18 protein-coding genes and 2 pseudogenes are annotated in these 19333 nt (G+C 58.1%); 2 read left to right on the forward strand and 18 right to left on the reverse strand.

From position 1 onward, the window contains the following. Positions 1 to 281: 281 nt before the first annotated feature. The 13 genes and pseudogenes from hypC to QA640_RS36345 form a co-directional block, all read right to left on the reverse strand. Positions 282 to 569: pseudogene (gene hypC, locus QA640_RS36285) on the reverse strand (HypC/HybG/HupF family hydrogenase formation chaperone); the annotation flags it as partial. Positions 570 to 599: 30 nt separating this feature from the next. Then, entirely contained in the window at positions 600 to 1181 is a 582-nt protein-coding gene (locus QA640_RS36290) for a HyaD/HybD family hydrogenase maturation endopeptidase (RefSeq protein WP_283042991.1), read from the reverse strand. A 27-nt stretch (positions 1182 to 1208) separates the two neighbouring features. Beyond that, positions 1209 to 1925: pseudogene (gene cybH, locus QA640_RS36295) on the reverse strand (Ni/Fe-hydrogenase, b-type cytochrome subunit); the annotation flags it as partial. A gap of 15 nt (positions 1926 to 1940) precedes the next feature. Beyond that, complete coding sequence (locus tag QA640_RS36300; RefSeq protein WP_283037573.1) at positions 1941 to 3722, reverse strand: nickel-dependent hydrogenase large subunit; 1782 nt, start codon at positions 3720 to 3722, stop codon at positions 1941 to 1943. A gap of 21 nt (positions 3723 to 3743) precedes the next feature. Continuing rightward, positions 3744 to 4835, reverse strand: a complete 1092-nt coding sequence (locus QA640_RS36305; protein ID WP_283037574.1) for a hydrogenase small subunit — start codon at positions 4833 to 4835, stop codon at positions 3744 to 3746. Positions 4836 to 5606: 771 nt separating this feature from the next. Further along, positions 5607 to 6929 carry a DUF3422 domain-containing protein gene (locus QA640_RS36310; RefSeq protein ID WP_283037575.1) on the reverse strand — a complete coding sequence of 441 codons (1323 nt, stop codon included), beginning with the start codon at positions 6927 to 6929 and terminating at the stop codon, positions 5607 to 5609. Between the two features lie 158 nt (positions 6930 to 7087). Continuing rightward, positions 7088 to 7219 (reverse strand): hypothetical protein, encoded by a 132-nt coding sequence (locus QA640_RS36315; protein ID WP_283037576.1) that lies wholly within the window; start codon positions 7217 to 7219, stop codon positions 7088 to 7090. Between the two features lie 982 nt (positions 7220 to 8201). Continuing rightward, positions 8202 to 8687, reverse strand: a complete 486-nt coding sequence (locus QA640_RS36320) for a hypothetical protein (protein WP_283037577.1) — start codon at positions 8685 to 8687, stop codon at positions 8202 to 8204. 888 nt (positions 8688 to 9575) lie between these two features. Next, entirely contained in the window at positions 9576 to 9821 is a 246-nt protein-coding gene (locus QA640_RS36325; RefSeq protein WP_283037578.1) for a hypothetical protein, read from the reverse strand. A 214-nt stretch (positions 9822 to 10035) separates the two neighbouring features. Next, positions 10036 to 10848: a class I SAM-dependent methyltransferase gene (locus QA640_RS36330; protein WP_283037579.1), complete on the reverse strand. Its 813-nt coding sequence runs from the start codon at positions 10846 to 10848 to the stop codon at positions 10036 to 10038. A gap of 160 nt (positions 10849 to 11008) precedes the next feature. Next, complete coding sequence (locus tag QA640_RS36335) at positions 11009 to 11305, reverse strand: ferredoxin family protein (RefSeq protein ID WP_283037580.1); 297 nt, start codon at positions 11303 to 11305, stop codon at positions 11009 to 11011. 38 nt (positions 11306 to 11343) lie between these two features. Then, on the reverse strand, positions 11344 to 12651 hold the full coding sequence (locus QA640_RS36340; protein WP_283037581.1) for an FAD-dependent monooxygenase: 1308 nt from the start codon (positions 12649 to 12651) through the stop codon (positions 11344 to 11346). A 12-nt stretch (positions 12652 to 12663) separates the two neighbouring features. Then, positions 12664 to 13776 (reverse strand): electron transfer flavoprotein subunit alpha/FixB family protein, encoded by a 1113-nt coding sequence (locus QA640_RS36345; RefSeq protein ID WP_283037582.1) that lies wholly within the window; start codon positions 13774 to 13776, stop codon positions 12664 to 12666. Positions 13777 to 14334: 558 nt separating this feature from the next. Between QA640_RS36345 and QA640_RS36350 the strand changes: the two genes are divergently transcribed. Then, complete coding sequence (locus QA640_RS36350; protein WP_283037583.1) at positions 14335 to 14463, forward strand: hypothetical protein; 129 nt, start codon at positions 14335 to 14337, stop codon at positions 14461 to 14463. A 7-nt stretch (positions 14464 to 14470) separates the two neighbouring features. On the opposite strand, the gene nifW is transcribed toward QA640_RS36350, so the two are convergent. From nifW to nifH, 5 genes are all read right to left on the reverse strand, one after another. Beyond that, a complete protein-coding gene (nifW, locus tag QA640_RS36355) occupies positions 14471 to 14803 on the reverse strand; it encodes a nitrogenase stabilizing/protective protein NifW (RefSeq protein WP_283042992.1) in 333 nt (110 codons plus the stop codon). A 110-nt stretch (positions 14804 to 14913) separates the two neighbouring features. Next, positions 14914 to 16086: a homocitrate synthase gene (nifV, locus tag QA640_RS36360; RefSeq protein ID WP_283037584.1), complete on the reverse strand. Its 1173-nt coding sequence runs from the start codon at positions 16084 to 16086 to the stop codon at positions 14914 to 14916. A gap of 138 nt (positions 16087 to 16224) precedes the next feature. After that, positions 16225 to 16593 (reverse strand): transcriptional repressor, encoded by a 369-nt coding sequence (locus QA640_RS36365; protein ID WP_283037585.1) that lies wholly within the window; start codon positions 16591 to 16593, stop codon positions 16225 to 16227. 130 nt (positions 16594 to 16723) lie between these two features. Beyond that, positions 16724 to 17464 (reverse strand): nitrogen fixation protein NifQ, encoded by a 741-nt coding sequence (locus tag QA640_RS36370; protein ID WP_283037586.1) that lies wholly within the window; start codon positions 17462 to 17464, stop codon positions 16724 to 16726. Positions 17465 to 17516: 52 nt separating this feature from the next. Continuing rightward, positions 17517 to 18416 carry a nitrogenase iron protein gene (gene nifH, locus QA640_RS36375; protein WP_283037587.1) on the reverse strand — a complete coding sequence of 300 codons (900 nt, stop codon included), beginning with the start codon at positions 18414 to 18416 and terminating at the stop codon, positions 17517 to 17519. A gap of 463 nt (positions 18417 to 18879) precedes the next feature. Here nifH and QA640_RS36380 point away from each other — a divergent pair, with 463 nt between their 5' ends. Beyond that, positions 18880 to 19317, forward strand: coding sequence for an ArsC/Spx/MgsR family protein (locus QA640_RS36380; protein ID WP_283037588.1), 438 nt, complete (start codon positions 18880 to 18882; stop codon positions 19315 to 19317). Positions 19318 to 19333: the final 16 nt, after the last annotated feature.

Here is a 19333-nt window from a genome sequence, read left to right on the forward strand (position 1 = left end):
TGCCTCACCGGACAAGAGTGGAGAACGATCAAGAGCAATGATATCGAGCGCAGGTCGGCCGCGCCGCGCGAGGCGGAAATCCATCAATCCTCCAGATCTGAGCCAGATCAATTGTCCGACAAAGCCGAGTTTTAGTTGGAAACGATCGCTGTCATGAACGACTGACAGTCATCTTTTTAGATCACAAGCTTGTCTTCCAACCTCGCAGTCGTTGTCTTACGGTCGGTGCTTGCTTCGTGGCTCGTGTTAGGATGTCGAAGGTGGCCAGAGGCCTGATCGCGCTGTAGATGCACGGGCAATGTCGGATCGCGGTCAATCAGGTCGGCGAAGAAGCGGTCGCAATCCTCGCCGTTGAGCGCTGCGCCGACGCCATCAATAGCATCGCCAATTAGCTGCGCCTCTTCATCATCCAAGAGCCGGATCGCAGTGTCGACATGAACAAGCACCTTCGCGCAGGCAATCGGACCGGAGAGCAAGAATACCCAGACACGACGCCGCTTTCCGCGAAACTCGCAAAGCGCAGAGATACCGTCGGTTTCGATAATCGTCATTGGTAAGCCAAGACACATCTGCGATGTCTCCGACAACTCGCGATCCGTTCATGTCCGCGCTCTCATTTCGTAACGCTGGTGATCGATACCATTGGCGAGCAACCATTCAGATTCCCGTAACGGTGTGATGCGCGGCGTCACCTGCACGCCCCACTCCACGAGAATAAGTCTGGCAAGCTCGACCGCAGGGCCGATCTGATTACGCACTGCCGGCGTCAGGGGTCCACCCCAGTCATCGAGATCAAGCGGCTGGCAGCCGATCAACACGAGATCTTTCGGGCAATGCCCGAGCAGGTCACATGCACTGATAACTTCCTGAAATCCGGTATGATGCAGGCTCATCTTCCTAACGCCGGTGAAACGCGGCACCTCCTCGTCGCGCACAAGCTTCAACTGTCCAGGCTCCAGGCCATAATCGATCGCGTCGAATACGATCAGGCGGTCGGATTCCTGAAGATAGTTCACGAGGTGGAGCCCCTGCGTACCACCGTCCAGGATTGTGACCTCATCGGGTACGACGTAGCGGTGATGAAATTCTTCCACGGCACGCACCCCAAACCCTTCATCTGCCCAAAGAATGTTGCCGATTCCGAGCAAGAGGACGCGCCTTGGCTTTGAACATGTCGGCACCACTCCGCTTCCCGAGTTGGAACGGCGCTGACGTACACCCGAGATCATCGAGAAGATGATACTCCGGTGCGACATGATGTCTTCGCGGACGGCGGCATAGATATGGACCATCACGAATATGGTGATTGCCCACATGCCGAGACGATGCCAAGTGTGAACGTCCTGGCTGTTCGGCCAAAGGGCGAACACCCAGCCAAACATCGCGTGCTGCCAGCTGTCGATCCCCGCGCCTTCTGAAAAGAGCGCAAAACCTGTGACGATCATGAAGGGGACCAACAGAGTGAAGCCCGTGAACATCGCGGTCTGCGCCAGGGGATTGTGGCCGACATACACCTTCGGTTTGCGTTCCAGGAAGGCGTACCAACGAATCTCGTGCAATATGTCCTTCCAGAACTGCTTGCGATGCACCGGAATGTAGAAAATCTGCCGTGAGTGATGGTTCCCGAAGGTGGCCCATAGGATACGGGCGAGAAAGAATATCGCGAGCACCTGCGCCGCCGCGAAATGAGCAAGCCGAATGTAGCCCATCACAAATTTGCCGGACGGAGCGACCATCGACGGCGGCGTGCCGATCAGATAGCCGCTCACCATAAGAAACACGATCGACAGCGCATTCACCCAGTGGCAGATCCGCACTGGCACTTCGTAGACACAGATGGGGGACCGAGCGGCGGCTTGTTCGCCAGCGGCATCGACCGCAGAGGCCAGCTCTGTCTCTTCCGGACGTGTAGCTGCATCCATCATGACGTTCCCGCCTCTTTACCTGACCTTGACGGCTGCCATTTCCTGACCGTCCGGGCTCATCACGTGGGTCGAGCACGCAAGGCAGGGATCGAAGGAGTGGATCGTGCGTAGGATCTCCAGGGGCTGTTCCGGAGCCGCCATCGGCGTCTCCATCAGCGCGGCTTCAAAGGCGCCGATGTTGCCCTTGGGATCCCGTGGCGATCCGTTCCAGGTGGTTGGAACCACGCACTGGTAGTTGTCGATCTTAGTCTCCTTGATCTTGATCCAGTGCGCGAGCGCGCCACGCGGCGCCTCGGTGAAGCCATAACCCCTTGCTTCCTTCGGCCAGCTCTCCGGCTCCCATTTGTCGATATTGGCGGTTGAAGAGTCGCCCGCCTTGATGCGTCCCACCAGCTTGTCCTGGAAATACCGCATTTGGTTGGCCGCCCATTGGCATTCCAGTGCGCGTGCTGCGGTGCGGCCGAGAGTAGAAAATAAGGCTTTGGCCGGCAAGTCGAGCGTCTTAAGCAGCTTTTCGGTCGGCTCCCTAAATTCCGGCTTGTTCTGCGCGCAGCCCACGATGAAGCGGGCGAGCGGCCCGACCTCGACGGCATTTCCGCGCCACCGCGGAGCCTTGATCCAGGAATACTTGCCGCCTTCATCGAGTTCCTTGATGTCGGTCTTGGTGCCCTTCGCATTGGGACCGAGCACGTAGTTCGGTTCGGTGATGCCGTCCCAGGGATGCCGGCCCTTGGAGTCATCGTCATATTTGTACCAGGAGTGACTGACAAACTCCTGTATCTGCTCGCGATCGGCATGGTCGAGCGGCAGCACCTCGTTGAGATTGCCGTTGATGATCACACCGCGCGGCAGTTTCAGGTTGTTCGCAGAATAGTCGTTGGCGTTCTCCGGAATGTCGCCATAAGCCATCACGCTTTTGCCAGAGAGCCCGCCGCCATAGAGCCAGTCCTTGTAGAAGGAGCCAATCGTGACGATGTCGGGCAGGTAGACCTTTTCGGTGAACTCGATGCAGCGATCGATAACGGACGAGACGAGGTTCAATCGCTCCATGTTGATGGCGCCGACCGCGCCGGTGCCATCAACATTGATCGCGCAGGCCACCCCGCCGACCAGCCAGTTGGGATGCGGATTCTTGCCGCCATATATGGCGTGGATCTTGACGACGTCCTTTTGGAAATCGAGCGCTTCCAGATAATGCGCGACCGCTATCAGGTTCGCTTCCGGCGGCAGCTTGTAGGCGGCATGCCCCCAATAGCCGTACTTGAACGGACCGAGCTGACCGGACTCGACGAACCTTGTCAGCCGGATCTGGAGGTCTTTGAAATAGCCGGGAGAGGACAAGGGCCAGGACGAGATCGATTGCGCCAGCGCCGAGGTCGCCTTTGGATCGGCCTGCAATGCCGACATCACATCGACCCAGTCGAGCGCGTGCAGGTGATAGAAATGGACGAGATGATCATGCACCTGGAGGCAGAGCTGCATGATGTTTCGGATCGAGTTGGCATTCTCCGGAATGGTGATGCCCAGCGCGTTCTCAACCGCACGGACAGAGGTGAGCGCATGCGTTCCGGTGCAGACGCCGCAGATCCGCTCGGTGAAGGCCCAGGCGTCGCGCGGATCGCGGCCGTTCAGGATGATTTCGATGCCCCGCCACATTGTGCCCGAGGAGACCGCGTTGCGGATCACGTTGTCGGAGTCGACATTGGCCTCGATCCGCATGTGACCTTCGATCCGGGTCACGGGGTCGACCACGATGCGCTTGCCGGGCTTGAACCCGTCTGGGGTGTGGAGGTCCACTCTTGCCTTACCTCAAAACACTCAGTGACGCCGGTTGGTATCTTCGCGTCTGCCGGCATAGCGCTTCAAGGCCGTCACCGCCGCATGTGCGGCGACCCCTGCGCCGACGGCGCCGGCCGCCGCCATACCGATTTGGTCGGCATTTTTCTCGATGCCGAATTGCTTGATCTTGGTCAGCCGGTCGTAGAACGAGCCCTTGTCCCAGAAGTCATCTTCTGAGCAGCCGATGCAGCCGTGGCCCGACTGGATCGGAAAGGAGACGCCGCCGTTCCAGCGCACCGACGAACAGGCGTTGTACGTGGTCGGCCCCTTACAGCCCATCTTGTAGAGGCAATATCCTTTGCGCGCCGCCTCATCGTCCCATTCCTCGACGAATTGGCCTGCGTCGAAATGCGCGCGTCGGTAGCATTTGTCGTGGATGCGCTGCGAGTAGAACATCTTCGGCCGGCCCTGCCGGTCGAGTTCGGGGGGCTTGCCAAAGGTGATCATGAAGGTCACTACGCCTGTCATCACTTCCGCGATCGGCGGGCAACCCGGCACCTTAATGATAGGTTTATTGGTGATGACCTTGTCGATGGGCGTTGCCTGCGTCGGATTGGGCCTTGCCGCCTGAACGCAGCCCCATGCAGCGCATGAGCCCCAGGCGATGACGGCCATCGCGTCCTCGGCCATCGTCTTCAACTTCTCGACGAATGGCTTGCCGGCGTGAATGCAAAACATGCCGCCCTCGTTCAGCGGTGGATTGCCCTCGACCGCGAGCACATACTGCCCCTTATGTTTGGCACGGGTCTCTTCGAGGATCGCTTCCGCTTGATGGCCAGCAGCGGCCATGATGGTGTCGTCATAGTCAAGCGAGATCATCGACAGCATTGTATCCTTCATTAAGGGATGGGCGGAGCGGATAAAGCTCTCGGAGCAGCAGGTGCATTCGAGCCCATGCATCCAGATCACAGGTATGCGTGGCTTTGTTTCAAGCGCATTCGCGATGCGACTGGCGGCCAGCGGCCCAAGCCCGAGGCTTGCCGCGGTCAGGCTACAGAATTTAAGAAAGTTTCGACGGGTGATACCCTGCCGTCTGATCACGCCATAGAACGTTTCCGTCGCTGCTCCCATGAGCCTCCCCAACGATTGTGCCGATCGATGAGTTATCGATCACGCGAACAGCAAGAAGCAGGCCAATGGCTCGGTCTGTGCGCGAACTGAAGACGTTCCCGTTCGTTAGGAATTTGGTCGACCACACAGGCGCACGACGACGTCGGAAGCGCGACAAACGAGCATAGCGAATGGCAATCGGCCGATCCCAGCATTGGTCATTCAAACGATGCAAGGATGACTTGGCTCGCGGGGAAACTACGCGATCAGCCATATGAATGGCGACTTTACTTCACGTCCCTTGCTTGGTCTGCTCCAAATCGGCGGCTTGGCATGCGCCATGGAACGGGACTTCAGGCGCCTTTTACAGAAGGCAGTGACGTTTTAAACGACACTCTGGCTTGCCGATGTGAACGGTATCGGCTTTGTGTGGGTCGAATCTCTATCAATGTTGTCTGAGATGTAGCGTAATCGACATTAGCGCTGTACAGAGGTGTGTCTCCGCCTGTACCCGAACATGCGCAGCGGGGCGGCCCCGACGCCTGGACCTGGGATGCGCCGAGTCCGCCCCAACACCACCATGGGGGGCCTGGTGATGTTGAGTTTGGCAGAGCAAGCAGCGTGCCAGACGGAAGCCGCATTTAGGCAAGCAACGCTTATCGGGATCACGCTCGAAAAAGTCCACATTGCACATCGCTACAGCCTGCATAGGCTTGGCCCCAGTGTCCAATATCCTCTCGCCGACCTCGCCCAAGCTGCAGGACCGCGCGATCGATATTGTCTCAGGAAACTCTACTCGGGAGCCCTGGATGCGTCCTCTGGCTTAAGGTGTCGTTTCCGAATATTGTAACTAACCAGCCAGATCACGCCGACGGCGATCGGCACGAAAGCCGCGGTTACGGATGCGGGCTCTACGTGCATTCCAACATCGTGGGCGCCTTTGGCGAGATAGGCGAACAGGCTGACCACATAGTATCCAATGGCCCCGACTGACAATCCCTCGACCGTGGACTGCAGGCGAAGCTGCTGCCTCGACCGTTCGTTGATCGATCTCAGAAGGTCGCGATTCTGTTGCTCGATTTCGACATCCACGCGTGTTCGTAGCAGATCCGCGGCGCGTGCCAGCTTATCCGATAAGTTTGCCTGACGCTCCTCCATCGTCGCACAGGTTCGTATCGCAGGCGCCATACGGCGCGCCAGGAAGGACGACCAAGTCGGATAATCCGCGACGCCCTCGCCTTCAACGATCGACAATCGCGATTGCACGAGCTCGTTGTATGCTCGGCTTGCACCAAAACGGAACAAACTGCCGGCCACGTCTCTTTCGAACGAGACTGCCAGTGCTGTTAGTTCCTCAAGGAGATGGTTGTTGACTTTTAGCCCTTCCGCGCCCTGCATCTTTTCGAGGACCTCGACGAGGCGGCGATCGATTCGATCGACGGATGGCGCAAGCTCGAGCGCAGTCGATAGACCCAGCAGCGCTAGGGAGCGGTAGGTTTCGATTTCCAACAGGCGTTGCACCAGCGCGCCGAGATCGGGCGGCGTCAGTCCGCGATCGCAGACCAGAATTCTCGTGAAACCTTTGTCGTCAGCGCGAAAGTCGGAGGCTACAAAGCCTGCCCCGTCCTTGACGTTGACCATCGCGAGGCTATTTTTGTCAAAAATCTGTTCGGCGCGCAGAATCGGACAATCGCCGCGCTCTGCCTCTAACTTGATCGCGGCGAGTAGTTCTCCAGCTTGCGATAGTGCACGGATTAATGATTGAGCGGTGTCACAAACGTCGCCGAATTGACGGGCGGCTGGACCGTTCGCGGTACTCCAGATCCAAGTGAACGTTGCAAATTCCGAATGTTGCTCCCAACGTAGCACCACCGGCCCGAACCCGATCTGATGATGTTTTGCCGACGGCTCTGGCGGGGTTACATTGTGCTCCCGACAGAAATCGATAAATCGGCGGCGATCGCTTGCGGCATCATCGCCCTTCGCGAGAAACACGAAACGCACCATCCCAAGCGAAGAAACTAGACCGGTAAATGGGCGTGCATGCACTTCGCCGAGTACGGCCTCCCGCTCGGGATGCAGCTTGAATGATGCCAAATCCAATTGGTCGACCATCGATATCTCCCGAGCGCGCACCGTCCAGTATCACCGCGAGCCGCATCGTCGGCGACGCCAAATCGGTAGACCCGCTAGCAAACGATCAAGGGGAGATTGACGCTCCTCAGCTCGCGAAGGAGTACTTGCGCGCCCCAGTTCGGCGCCAGCCAATTGATCTAGAACGAGGTCATCGAGGCTTCTGCTGAAGTCATGGGGGCCATCAGCTTTGCGCCGTCCAGCCTCTTCGGCGAACTGCCGCCATTGTTCACCAGCAGTGGAGCCGCGTCGGTATCGTCGCTTTGATACATAGAGTTTCAAATAGGCCTCCGCTTCGTAAGCCTCGGCGTCCCGCTTTTTGTGCGGTGCAGGATTTGGGCCAATGCGATACACGAACACGCGTGTTGCCTTTCCGGCACAATGTCGCGTCTTCCGACGGATTGGTGACTTGTTGACATCGGCACGTTCGCGGTCGGGCAGCCAGATGTACAACATCGAACAAAAGGATCCGCGCGGTTCTCGCAAGCCAGGTGCGCTCGCACCGGATCATTGGTTCAGGCGGCGGTAGTGGCTATGTCTCGCCGGATAAGTAATAGCGCATTGCTGACTTTTAATGCGATTCAGCGGGGTAGGGCAGCGAATTGTCCGAGGTTCAGACCTGCATTCTTCTGCTTGGATCTCCGCTTGTTGGATGCGCAGGAGCGCGTAACGCTTCACGGCATCTAATAGGCGCCTCGGGCCGCGACATTCGTTCCCTTTGAGCGAATTAGACTTGGTCGCAAAGGCGTCCCGTTCCAGGGTAAGGCGCGGGCGTTTCTACCTGCAATCGACGTGCTGGAAGGCTTTGGAGTTGTCGTATCGAAGCGATCGACCAAAGATCTTAACGCGGCTCTGGCCACTTTGATGGCCAAGGCAGGCAATATGAGCGCCTTGCACCTGAGCCGGCCTTAACATGACCTGTCCTCGAAAGCTTGCTCTGAACCGCGGCAAATTTGCGACTCCACGGAACGGCGTGGACAAGCGCAGCTCACGTGCGGATATAGAAAACTCCTGTGGCGTGCCAGCAGCTCAATGCGAGAAGCAGTGGATGTCGCACACACCGCTGAACCTCTAAGGCTCACGCTCTATGTGTAGGCGCATCTGTCGTACGGCGGTCCAGCGTCCCGCGGGCTGTGGACCGCTCGAGTCGTGCGGCCGACAGATCAAGCTAATCAAGAAGGACACGGTCAGGGAGGTTTTGCTACATAACGCGCCGTTTGTACAAAAACGCCGCCAGCTTTCGTTGATGAACCATCAGTCCGTAAACTCCAGCTTGAATTTCCCAAAACCGGTGGGCTTGGCCGTGAACTTGACGGTCTTGTCCGTGAGACACTCCAAGGTACCGGATGCGAATTTAAACGACGTCTTACCGTACGCTTCAATTCCAACGGCGTTGTCGCCCTCTACGACGATGTCGCCGATGCCTTCCAGAAGCTGCTCGGCTGCAAAACCATCAGGCGAGCGGTGAAGACTAAAGGAAGCCAGAAAGGTTCCCTCCTCGTTATCGAGCTCCACGACAGATATTGCTGTAACCACGGCGTTTTTGAATAACCCATCGACGCCGTTGCACGTATATTGGAAGCTAACGACGTCATGTTCATTGCGATCACCCACGGCGTATCGAGCTGTGGCGACTATGGCGCAGTCGTAGCCTCCGATTGGACCAGCGAGCGAAACTCCGGCCATCCCAATCAAACCGAATACGGAACATAGTATCGTAGCAAGGAAGAATTGCGTCATCTTAGTTTCGGTCTTCTGGAAAGGGCTTTCGCGCCCAGGTACAACCTGACGCAACGTCCGATTCAAGCCCTCTTCGGAAGGGATTGTCCTCCTCACATTCCCGGGTGACGACCGCCGGCCACGTCAGGCGCTTATCACTGCCACGTCGACAATTCGGCGCACAATGGCTCGGACGCCAGAATCTTCGAGAGCGCTCCTTCGGAATGCTTGCAGCCGCTTCAGCTGCGGTTCGGCATACTGCTTGCTTCTCATGGCATAAGATCACAGCGCCACGTAGAGGTGAGCATCGGGCGTCTTCGGGCGAGCATCAAGCCACTCCTCGCCTCAAATTTCTCCGGTCAATCAGTAAGGAGGCAACGTGAAACCCTGTATTCTGGCGGCCGCAGCTGCGGTCGCTTTGGCTCACATCGCGGGCGTCTTGTCACCAGGGTGTACGAAGACGAGACCAGCGCATACAATAGGATCAGCGTCTGCGTTCGGAACGGCAGAGTTAGTGGATATGACTACATCAGCCATTGCTACGTTGATGGCGAGTTAGCGAACGTCTACCACCACGGAGAGGATTCGCATTTCACCCTCGTGCCGAACGGCGTACAACGGTTTTGATCACGACACGTCTTCCTACTTCTCAGTGAAAGTCGAACGTCGTGAAGCCCAGATGTTTGACAACGAAGACTCGTACTTTGCTTACAGCGTTTGACCTGATGTCAAACGCGGACGCGGGCCACGAGACGCACGATGGTACGCCTCAGCATTCTATCAGGTCGAAGGATAACTGGCGGCGTCGGCTCGGCAAGGCGAACAATCCTGCGAACACCACAACGCTTGGCTTGCGATATATGCATCATCGGGGCAGCGAAGACAACGGCGCAGAGGGGCCGGGCGGCTTTAGTCACGGTCCTCCGTCGTGACTGAAACGGACTTCTCCCGATCAGCCACAAGGGGACTTTTGAAAACGAGCGGAAACCTTTTGGCTATTAAGGCATCGAAAGCACAACGCTCTTCGTACAGACGTCGCTCGATATCCTGGCGCATGAGTCCTGTTGGCTGCGTCGTAAGCAAACGGCGATAACGATGAATGAGGTCCCGATGACTGCGCAAGGCAGCAAACTGCTCGTCGATCACCGACTTCACGCCCGTATCCTCGCGTGCTTGATTGTGTGCAAATACGCTAATGAGAAAACCCAGCCGAAGCTCGTCTTGCCTGCTTTCGCCGCTGATGACTACCGTGCGTGCGGCGAAAAATGGCCCGGCAGCGGACCTGACGTCACGCACTGTCGAACCAGCGTCACGCGCTCTCAAACCATCGTGAAGCTCCCGAGGTTATCGCGAACGGCAGCCACAAGCTTCACTGCTTTCGTCCCCAGGCGTGGAAGATGCGCGGTAGGCCGACAGTCGTATTAGGCCGATCAAGGAACGCTTCGAGCTCGGCGGTAATGCCGCCGATCTCCTGGATGCTGGTGAGCCCTAGCTGAATCAGCGCGTCGCGAATTGCGGCGAAAGTCAGCAATGGAATCCGCTTGACGTCACCCTCGCGCCCGTAAGGCTGGACCATTGAGGAGTGAACGTCAGAGAAGCCTGCGGCTTCGAGGAGAGCGACGAGCCTACGGCCAATCAAGGGATCTCCGCCGCGCTTGCGCACGGCTTCAATGAAGAGTTCGCCTTTGCGAAGAAATGCAGCCGACGGCGGATCGCAGAACTCGCCGTCACAATCGATATCCTGGACAACGATCATACCCCCAGGTCGGAGCGCCTCGTAGGCTTGTTTGAGCGCCTTACCAGGATCGACGAGATGGGTAAGGACGAACCGAACACTCACCACTGATACCCCCCGCACCGGCCAATGATGTGTAACATCTGCACGGCAGAATTCCACATTTGGGATGCCACGCCGCTTAGCCTCGGCTCGTGCCAGAACGATTTTGTCTTCATCGAGATCCAGACCGAAAACTTGGCCAGCTCTGCCAACCCGCTTTGCCAATTCGAACGTGATATCGCCACCGCCGCAGCCTGCATCGATGGCGGTGCACCCGTCGAGCGGTTCGGATCGATCGAGCAGCAAGCGTGTCGGCTCCGCCAGCACCCGGGCGACCACTGCCAGACGTGCCCGCCCCTCCTCCCCGCCCTTTAGAACGCAGGAGGGGAGATGTTCTGTCCTCATCACAATTCTCTGCGAAGTTAGTTAGATCTGCTCTGATCGTGTGCAGAGGGTCTGCTGTTCACCCGAAAGCCAGATCATACTCTCATAGCCCTCAAGCAGATCATGGAAGACGCCTCGAAGCTCGCGAATCGCGCCTCTTCGGGAAACTTCCCATCTTGCTTTATCCGAATTTAAATAGCACGCCGTAGCCGCCTCGCGGATAGCTCCATTCGATATCACCGCTCTCCTCGCAAACGACTCGGCAAGTGCCGCATTCGATGCAGCCGTCGACAGTGGCTTCGACCTGGCCCTGTTCGTTGAGCTCATAGCAGCGCGCTGGGCAAGCCTTCAACATCGACAAAAGCTGCGGCGATGGTTTGGCATGCGGCCGCACCTTGATGTGGGGGCGGCCGGTATCGACGAGATAGCGGTTATTGAATAGCTTATCTTCGACACGCATGGCTAGTTCGATCGACATAATTCGGTCTCCGTCGTTGGCACTTCCTGCTCCTCCGTTCACCGCCACGCGCGCACGAGGCGAAAGGCATCGCCAAATAGACCTCTCCGCGAGCGCGCGCTGGTGAACGATCTAAGTGTGAGCTTTTCCTTTTCAATTTTTGGCGTGCCGTCGACGCGCAGAAAGTTCTGCATGGCCTTGGAGACGAGCTGCGGATAGGTCAGGAAGAAGTTTTGCGAGCGAGTGTGCATCAGCGCCGGCATGTCTTTGTACTTCCTTAGATCCTTTATCACGAAGGAATCGTCGAGCATCTTCTTGTAGAGCGCGAGATACTGCGGGATCATCGGTTGATTTCGCGACTTGATCTGAAGGATCGCTTCGGCCGCAATCCGGCCCGAGGTCATCGCGAGATTTGAGCCTTCGCGATGAATTGTGTTGTTGAGCTGCGCGGCGTCGCCGATCACGACCCAGCCATCGCCGTAGAGTTGCGGTATCGCTTTGAATCCCCCTTCTGGGATCAGATGAGCAGAATACTCCTTCACCTCGGAGCCTTCTATAAGCGGGGCGACCGAAGGATGCCGTTTGAAACGATCGAGCAGGCCGTAAGGCGTCTCGCCCGTGCGCTGGAAGTCGGCGACCAAACAGCCGATACCCAGCGAGATGCATTCCTTGTTGGCGTAGATAAAGCCCATGCCGGTCATGCCGCGAGAAATCGTGCCTACGGCCTCGATCACTACGCCTTCGTCACTCTTCAGGTTGAAACGCGCCTCAATGATCTCGCGCGGCAGGAAGTGCATTTCCTTGACTGCGAGCGCAACCTTCTCGGCCTTCGGCCGCTCGCGTAGGCCGGCCCGCGTGCCGAGCATGCCGTTGACGCCCTCCGCCAACACGACGATGTCGGCATGGATCTCCCCATCGCGGCGATCGGTCCTTACACCGATAACCTTGCCATGGGAGTCTTGTGCCAGGTCGGTGACAGTCGTTTCGCATAACACTGTGGCGCCCGCTTCGCGAACCTTTTGCGAAAACCATTTGTCGAATTGAGCGCGGATGATGGTGTAGCGGTTCGGCCTGTCCTCGTTGAAATCTTCGGAGCGATAATGCAGCCCGGTGTGCGAGCGATCGTCCATCATCCAGAAGCGCTGCTCGACCAAATGCCGCTCAAGCGGGGCGTCCTCACGGAAATTGGGAACCAGCTTCTCGAGCATGTCGGCATAGAGGATCGCGCCCTGCACGTTCTTTGAGCCCGAATACTCACCACGTTCGAGCTGCAACACCTTCATGCCACCCTCGGCCAAAGTGAGCGCGGCCGCATTGCCGGCCATGCCCGCGCCAACGACGATGGCATCGAATTTTTCCTCGATCATGATCGTACTCCTTTAACCTGCTATCCGATCGCTGGAATGTGGCGACAGCCGCTCGCGGAACGCGGCGGTGAGCGGCGGCAAGAAATGGATGGCATCGGTGACGATGCCTATATGAGCGAAATCGAAAATCGGCGCGTTCTTATCGGTGTTGATAGCAACGATGAGGTCGGCGCCCTCAACGCCAACTCGGTGCTGGATCGCCCCCGAAATGCCGGCGGCGATATAAAGCTTTGGTCGGATTGTCTTGCCGGTCTGGCCGATCTGACGATCGGAAGTGACCCAGCCCTTCTGTACCAACGGCCGCGAACTGCCGTATTCGGCCCCAAGCGCGGTCGCCAGCTGGTGCACCAGCTGAAAATTCTCCGGTGATCCGAGCCCAAGGCCGCCCGCGACAACGGCATCGGCATAAGCAAGGTTAGATTTTGCTGAGTTGCGGTCAGGCAGGAAAGAGAGAACTTTTGTGACGATGTCGTCTTCGACGAGTCCGAGTAACTGGGTGATAATTCGGCCGACAGGCCGCGCGACGCGCTTTGGCATCGGCATCACACGTGGGCGGACGGTTGCCATCTGCGGACGAAAGTTCAGCGTATAGATCGTGCAGAGTAGCGAGCCTCCGAAGGTCGGGCGCGTCGCGGCGAGGGAACCGTCGGCATCGACATCGAGCTCTGTGCAATCGGCAGTCAGTCCCGTAAGCAACGTAGTTGCGACCGAGCCCGCGAGATCGCGGCCGAGCGTAGTCGCCCCCAAGAGTAAGATTTCCGGCTTGTGGCCGTTGACAAGGTCGGTCAGAGCCTTCGTGTAGGACTCGTTGCGATAGTCGGCCAAGAGATTGTCGGCAACCATGTATACGAGGTCAGCACCGTAGCAGAAAGACTGCGCGGCCGCTTGCTGTGTCGCCTCACCTTGCGGGCCGATGACGACCGCAGCAAGATCAACCTTGAGCTTGTCGGCGAGCTTACGGCCGGCACCCATGAGTTCCCAGGACACGGGGTGCACAACCCCGCGTTCCTGCTCGACGAAAACCCAAACGTGCTTGTAGGCCTTAAAGCGCTCGGGCAACTCCTTCTTGGTCGCGGCACGGCCAGAGGCGGCGGCCGGAGCGCGGCTTTTGGGGGTACTGCTCATGGTATTAGTCTTCCTTGCTATACTAGCCGTGCGCCAACCTCGCGAGATCGGCTTTTCGGAGTACGTTTGGCGCTCGAGGGGGACTCCCCTTAAGGGGGTGGCCGAGTTGCTCGCCGAACTTCGATTAGAACAGTCTTGCCGTGTGACTCCGGCCCAAATTAACGTTCGGCACAGCCGGCGAACCACGGAGGTCGCACGGCACGAATGCAAACAGATCTTGGAGGTCGGACTTTCCCGTTTGAGGCATGATGGTCTTGCTCACAGCGTGCACGCTCATCTGCGCGGAAACGAGGACTTTCTTAATGCAGACGACGATGTGCATGCGCTTCTCCAAGGCTTTGCTGCCAATGCAGTCAGCAAGTGTCGTACCAACTGGGCGGGCACTCGAATTTCGGTGTTAATACAGATGCTTACAAAATCAGCGGCATGCCCCTCGGCCGACCGAGGCCCGACGCGACAAAAGATGCGGCGACCACACGTCGGAAACCGAACAGCGGCATTAAGTCCATTGCATATGATCGTCCACAGGCGAACTTAGCCACGACAAGGAGGGTTAGCATGACGTCGCAATTCGGAAGGTCGCAATCGCGACAGCCCTTCGAGCAAAGCCGGACTCGCACCTTCCCGCAGCAGCCGCGCCGCTACGGGAAGACCGAAGAGGCAGCGAACGAAAGCGAGGTGAAGTGAAGCGTCATCACTTCAACCTGTCGAGTTTCACGAGGGGTAGCGCTTTCTTCGGCCGTGGTGCGACGGCCTCCTTCAGAACCTTGAAAACGCGTTGATCGATTGGAGAGGAGGCTACGAAGTCGGCGTATGCCCGCTCCAGTACGGCTTTACACCGTTCAGCGACCTCCGCATCGGTTGCAGCATTCAAGTCTTCAGCCGCGAGATACTGCCCCATGCGTCGCAGGATGTGGAGCCGCGCCACATTGACGATTTTTGGATCGTACTTGACACCGAGCAGCTCAAAAAACTCCTCGGCCGCTGCGGCCTTGCCTAATTGAAAAAGGATACCGTTTGACATCATTTCCATCCGTATTTCTACCACATGTTCGTCATCGGGGCCCAAGGCGCTGACGTGCGGTCCTGGCTACGCGTTCGAGAACAGAGACGACGACTATTTTGGACATGGCGGCCTTACGCCCCCTTGGGCAGGGAGCGCTCGCAGACCTCGCGCCAGATCGTCATCACGGTCTCGCGCCCCACCCCACCCTTGTGCTCAACAGCATGCTTGCGGACGCGCGCAAGAATCGCCCTGCTTTCCTCGGCGCTGACGGAAAGCCGCAATTCAGACAGCAGCGCTGTGATCGCCGCGATCCCCGAATGTTTGCCGATTACAAATCGATTGGAGCGACCGAGCAGTTGTGGATCGAGCGCCTGATAGCTGCGCTGATCCTTCAGGAGACCATCGACATGGATACCGGATTCGTGCGTAAAGACGTGCTCGCCGACAATCGCTTTGTTGAGCGGGATGGTACGGACGGCGGCGGCCGCGACGAGGGCAGCGACATTCTCGAGTTCCGGCAGCACGACGCCGGTATCGCATCCATACAGTTGTTTGAGCGCAACTGCGACCTCTTCCAGCGGCGCGTTGCCAGCCCGCTCGCCGAGGCCGATCACAGTGACTGAGGCATGCGTTGCACCGGCCTTGATTGCGGCGAGCGTGTTGGCGGTTGCAAGGCCCAGGTCGTCGTGGCCGTGGAATTCAATCTCGAGGTCTGTGGTGGCACGCAGCGCCGCCACCAGCGCAAAGGCCGAATCGGGATCGAGCACGCTGAGCGTGTCAGCGACACGGAAGCGACGGGCGCCGGCGTTTTTTGCCGCGGTGATGAGCTCGATTAGGAAGTTGACGTCGGCGCGCGAGGAGTCTTCGCCTCCGACCGCGACATCGAGCCCCCTGTCGCGAGCGTAGCCCACGATCCGCTTCAGCTGCTCGAGCGCGGCGACCCGACCGATGCCGAGCTTGGCGGCTATTTGCAGGTCGGAGGATGGGACCGAAATATTAACCATCGTGACGCCAGATTCGATTGCTGCGTCGACATCAGAACGTTTCATCCGGCACCAGGCTATGATTGTCGCTTCTAAGCTAGCTTCGACAATTGCGCGGATCGCGCTGACTTCTTCATAGCCCATCGCCGGCGTGCCGGCCTCGATCTCGGTGATCCCGGCGCTTGCTAGCACACGTGCAATCGATAGCTTTTCCGCTGTTGTGAAGGCCACGCCGGGAGCCTGCTCGCCGTCGCGTAACGTGGTGTCATTCAGGACTATCTGTCTTGTCAACTTTCCAGACACGGTTACTCCAAAGGCCATGGCGGTTTCCGCCTTCCCCGCTGAATCGTGAGCAACGGCTGTGCCACGCGTACCGGTGAGGCAGCCTTATGAAATGAAAGTGCTTCAAGGCAGTAACTGGGTTGGTCATAAACACAACAATGTAGGACTTGCGACGCATCAGATGTCGACTGTCCTACGGATGTAAATGATGACGTCGAGCCGAGAAATCTCGTGGCCCGGTAGGGCCTTCGGCATCTGCGCAAACAGGAGCTTTTCGGGAATATTGATCAAAATGCCTTCGCCGACGATATAGAAATGCGGATGTATGCTGGTATCGGTATCAAAGAACAGTCTTGAGCGGTTGGGCATGACTCGGCGCAGCAAGCCAGCTTTCGCGAACTGGTTTAGCGTGTTGTATACGGTCGCAATCGATAGCTCGATGTTGGCTTCGATCGCCTCGTTGAAGAGCATTTCGGCGGTGACATGGCGATCGCCCCTTGCGAAGAGTAACTGAGCCAGCAGTGCACGTTGGCGCGTCGGCCGCACGCCCACCTCACGTAGTCGCCGCGTGTACGCTTTCGCGGAACGTCCGATCCAAAGCCGTCGCGCGAGTTCAGCCTGCGCAGCCTCCGGCGGTCCTGCGAGGCTGTTGGCGGAAAGCCCGTCCATAATCTTTTCACTCGCGCCTGCGGATTGCTGGTGGCTCCGACATGACCTCCACTCCCCGCAGATAGTCGCGGCGGCGCTCCGCCATCCTGCTCTCGCCGGTCTCCTCGCCGAAACAGTGATTGAAATCGTTGCATTGTGTGCACACAGGCGTCGTGCACATGACCAAACCTTCCTCCTCGCACAATCTGCGATAGAAGAAGCGCTTCCAGCGCATATTTTTGATATTTTGCGCTGCCAGGGGTGCGAAATGACGCGCCAAGAGGCGCGATAACTCAAGCCGCTCCCGCAACCCGAGATCTTCCCACAAATGGTTCGGCTCCATCGCTCGCCGCGCGATCATGGCTGCCAACCAGCGGCTGGTCTCACCCTCCGTCGATCGCTGTGCAAGCAGAAGGTCGCGCAGCATGATCTCCTCGTCGCTGGTCGGAACGACGTTTTCCATCGAGACGAGGTTGCGTATGGGCGCTGATGAGAAACACTGCGCCAGCAGTTTGTTGAGGTCCTCCGTGGTCAGGCCCGCCCGGTCAGGAAGCGGTCCGCCATCCATCACAGCGGCGCAAAGAACTGAGGCGAGCACATGCCGATCAAAATCTCCATTATCACTGACGTCGGCGTCTGCCGGATCGCAGCCAATTAGAAGACGGTAGAGTTCGATTCCGGCCTGCCGTCTATCAGCGGGGAGGCCGCCCGACGGAATTGAGATCGCATCGAATCGCCGCTCCTCCGCTACAATTGCCGACAACTCCATCGTTAGTCCCTCATTTATGATGCCGGCCTTTTTGCGAGACCGGTACACTATGTCACGCCGAAATGGCGGCGAGCTCGGAAGCGGTCCTTCCGACCCGGCTTTCGTCGATTGGCTTCATGATGCCGTGCTCCATCAGCATATCCTCAAGTTCGTCCATGCTGATCGGCGTCGGAATGATGCCCTTGCCGCCATTGTTGTGGACTTTGGACGCGCGATTGCGATAGTGCTCCGCCTGTTTGGAGTCCGGCGCATATTCCAGCACCGTCATGCGACGTAGCTCGGCATGCTGGACGATGTTGTCACGGGGAACAAAGTAGATCAGCTGGATGCCGAGCTTCTTGGCGAGCGCTTCCGCCAGTTCCAGCTCCTTGTCGGTCTGCCGCTCATTGCAGATCAAGCCGCCGAGCCGCACGCCGCCGGAATTGGCATACTTCAGAATGCCCTTGGAGATGTTATTGGCGGCGTACATCGCCATCATCTCGCCGGACATGACGATGTAGATCTCTTGCGCCTTGTTCTCGCGTATCGGCATCGCAAAGCCGCCGCAGACGACGTCGCCGAGCACGTCGTAGGACACGTAATCGATGTCCTCGTAGGCGCCGTTCTCTTCCAGGAAGTTAATCGACGTAATGACGCCCGGCCCAGCGCACCCGACGCCGGGCTCCGGACCACCGGATTCCACGCAGCGGATATCCTTATAACCGACCTTCAAGACGTCCTCGATCTCGAGATCCTCGACGCTGCCGGCGCTCGCCGCGAGACTCAAGATCGTGTCCTGTGCCTTGGCATGCAGGATCAGGCGGGTCGAGTCGGCTTTCGGATCGCAGCCGACGATCAAGATCTTATGACCCATCTCGGCAAGCGCTGCGAGCGTGTTCTGTGATGTGGTCGATTTTCCGATACCGCCCTTGCCGTAAAACGCGATTTGTCTCAGTGACATGTTGCTCTCCATCGATCGCTTTTCAACGATTTGGCGCTGGGTTTGTGCAAGGTGGTTTCTCTCTCAGAAAGGAGGGACACACGAGCTTTGGGGAGGAGAAATTGCTCGCCAGTAGCGTCAGGCGCGCTCCAGCCTCACTCCTGCAGCATCCAAGTAGCAACTGGCGTGCCATTCGCGGCGCTTGCGCCACGGGTTTGATCGCGCTCGAGGAACCCTGAAGTTAACGACCAACAGGCGCTGCCGACCGATAACGGTCCTGTCAGAAGTCGGACAGAGCCGGCTCCGAAAGTAAGATTCTGCTGCGAAGCAGCTGCACAATGCGGAACAGAAATTGCTACCACCTCACCAGTGGCGATTTGACGAGAACGCGACATGCAGAGAGCGATGATCCCGCCACCCCTCGATCGCGCTCGTAAAGAGGAATAACAACGACGTCAGTTAATCCAGCCCACTGTAAAGAGAGAGGATATTGGACATGGCTACTGTTCTGTTTTGGCAGAAGCCCGGCTGCGCCACGAACGCGCGCCAGATTCGCGCCCTTGAGGCGGCGGGACATCGCGTCGTTGCAAAGAACTTGCTGACCGAGCTCTGGACAGCGCCAAATCTGCTCACTTTCTTTGGTGACACGCCGGTTCGATCCTGGTTCAACCCCGCCGCGCCCCAGGTGAAATCGGGCGCAGTTAAGCCGGTGTCGATCAATGCAATCGACGCGATCGCCTTGTTGCTCGAAAATCCTCTGCTGATCCGGCGTCCACTGATCGAAGCCAGTAATATGAAATGTGCCGGATTTGACCGGGAACCCGTACTGTCACTGCTGGGCGGATGCCCGAGGCGCGAGCTTTTGAACTGCACGCGCACGGAGGCACTATTGCCTTGTACCAGCGCCCGGCATTTCTACGACGCGGACAGATGAGGCACCCAGTTCCCGC

This window comes from Bradyrhizobium sp. CB82 (assembly GCF_029714405.1).
Classification (GTDB): Bacteria; Pseudomonadota; Alphaproteobacteria; order Rhizobiales; family Xanthobacteraceae; genus Bradyrhizobium.

What these genes read in the sequence shown, in the direction of transcription:
- QA640_RS36305 (WP_283037574.1), bottom strand. Translation starts at nt 4,835, where the DNA reads ATGGGAGCAGCGACGGAAACGTTCTATGGCGTGATCAGACGGCAGGGT.
- QA640_RS36310 (WP_283037575.1), bottom strand. Translation starts at nt 6,929, where the DNA reads ATGGTCGACCAATTGGATTTGGCATCATTCAAGCTGCATCCCGAGCGG.
- QA640_RS36315 (WP_283037576.1), bottom strand. Translation starts at nt 7,219, where the DNA reads ATGTATCAAAGCGACGATACCGACGCGGCTCCACTGCTGGTGAACAAT.
- QA640_RS36320 (WP_283037577.1), bottom strand. Translation starts at nt 8,687, where the DNA reads ATGACGCAATTCTTCCTTGCTACGATACTATGTTCCGTATTCGGTTTG.
- QA640_RS36330 (WP_283037579.1), bottom strand. Translation starts at nt 10,848, where the DNA reads ATGAGGACAGAACATCTCCCCTCCTGCGTTCTAAAGGGCGGGGAGGAG.
- QA640_RS36335 (WP_283037580.1), bottom strand. Translation starts at nt 11,305, where the DNA reads ATGTCGATCGAACTAGCCATGCGTGTCGAAGATAAGCTATTCAATAAC.
- QA640_RS36340 (WP_283037581.1), bottom strand. Translation starts at nt 12,651, where the DNA reads ATGATCGAGGAAAAATTCGATGCCATCGTCGTTGGCGCGGGCATGGCC.
- QA640_RS36345 (WP_283037582.1), bottom strand. Translation starts at nt 13,776, where the DNA reads ATGAGCAGTACCCCCAAAAGCCGCGCTCCGGCCGCCGCCTCTGGCCGT.
- QA640_RS36350 (WP_283037583.1), top strand. Translation starts at nt 14,335, where the DNA reads ATGACGTCGCAATTCGGAAGGTCGCAATCGCGACAGCCCTTCGAGCAA.
- nifW (WP_283042992.1), bottom strand. Translation starts at nt 14,803, where the DNA reads ATGATGTCAAACGGTATCCTTTTTCAATTAGGCAAGGCCGCAGCGGCC.
- nifV (WP_283037584.1), bottom strand. Translation starts at nt 16,086, where the DNA reads ATGGCCTTTGGAGTAACCGTGTCTGGAAAGTTGACAAGACAGATAGTC.
- QA640_RS36370 (WP_283037586.1), bottom strand. Translation starts at nt 17,464, where the DNA reads ATGGAGTTGTCGGCAATTGTAGCGGAGGAGCGGCGATTCGATGCGATC.
- nifH (WP_283037587.1), bottom strand. Translation starts at nt 18,416, where the DNA reads ATGGAGAGCAACATGTCACTGAGACAAATCGCGTTTTACGGCAAGGGC.
- QA640_RS36380 (WP_283037588.1), top strand. Translation starts at nt 18,880, where the DNA reads ATGGCTACTGTTCTGTTTTGGCAGAAGCCCGGCTGCGCCACGAACGCG.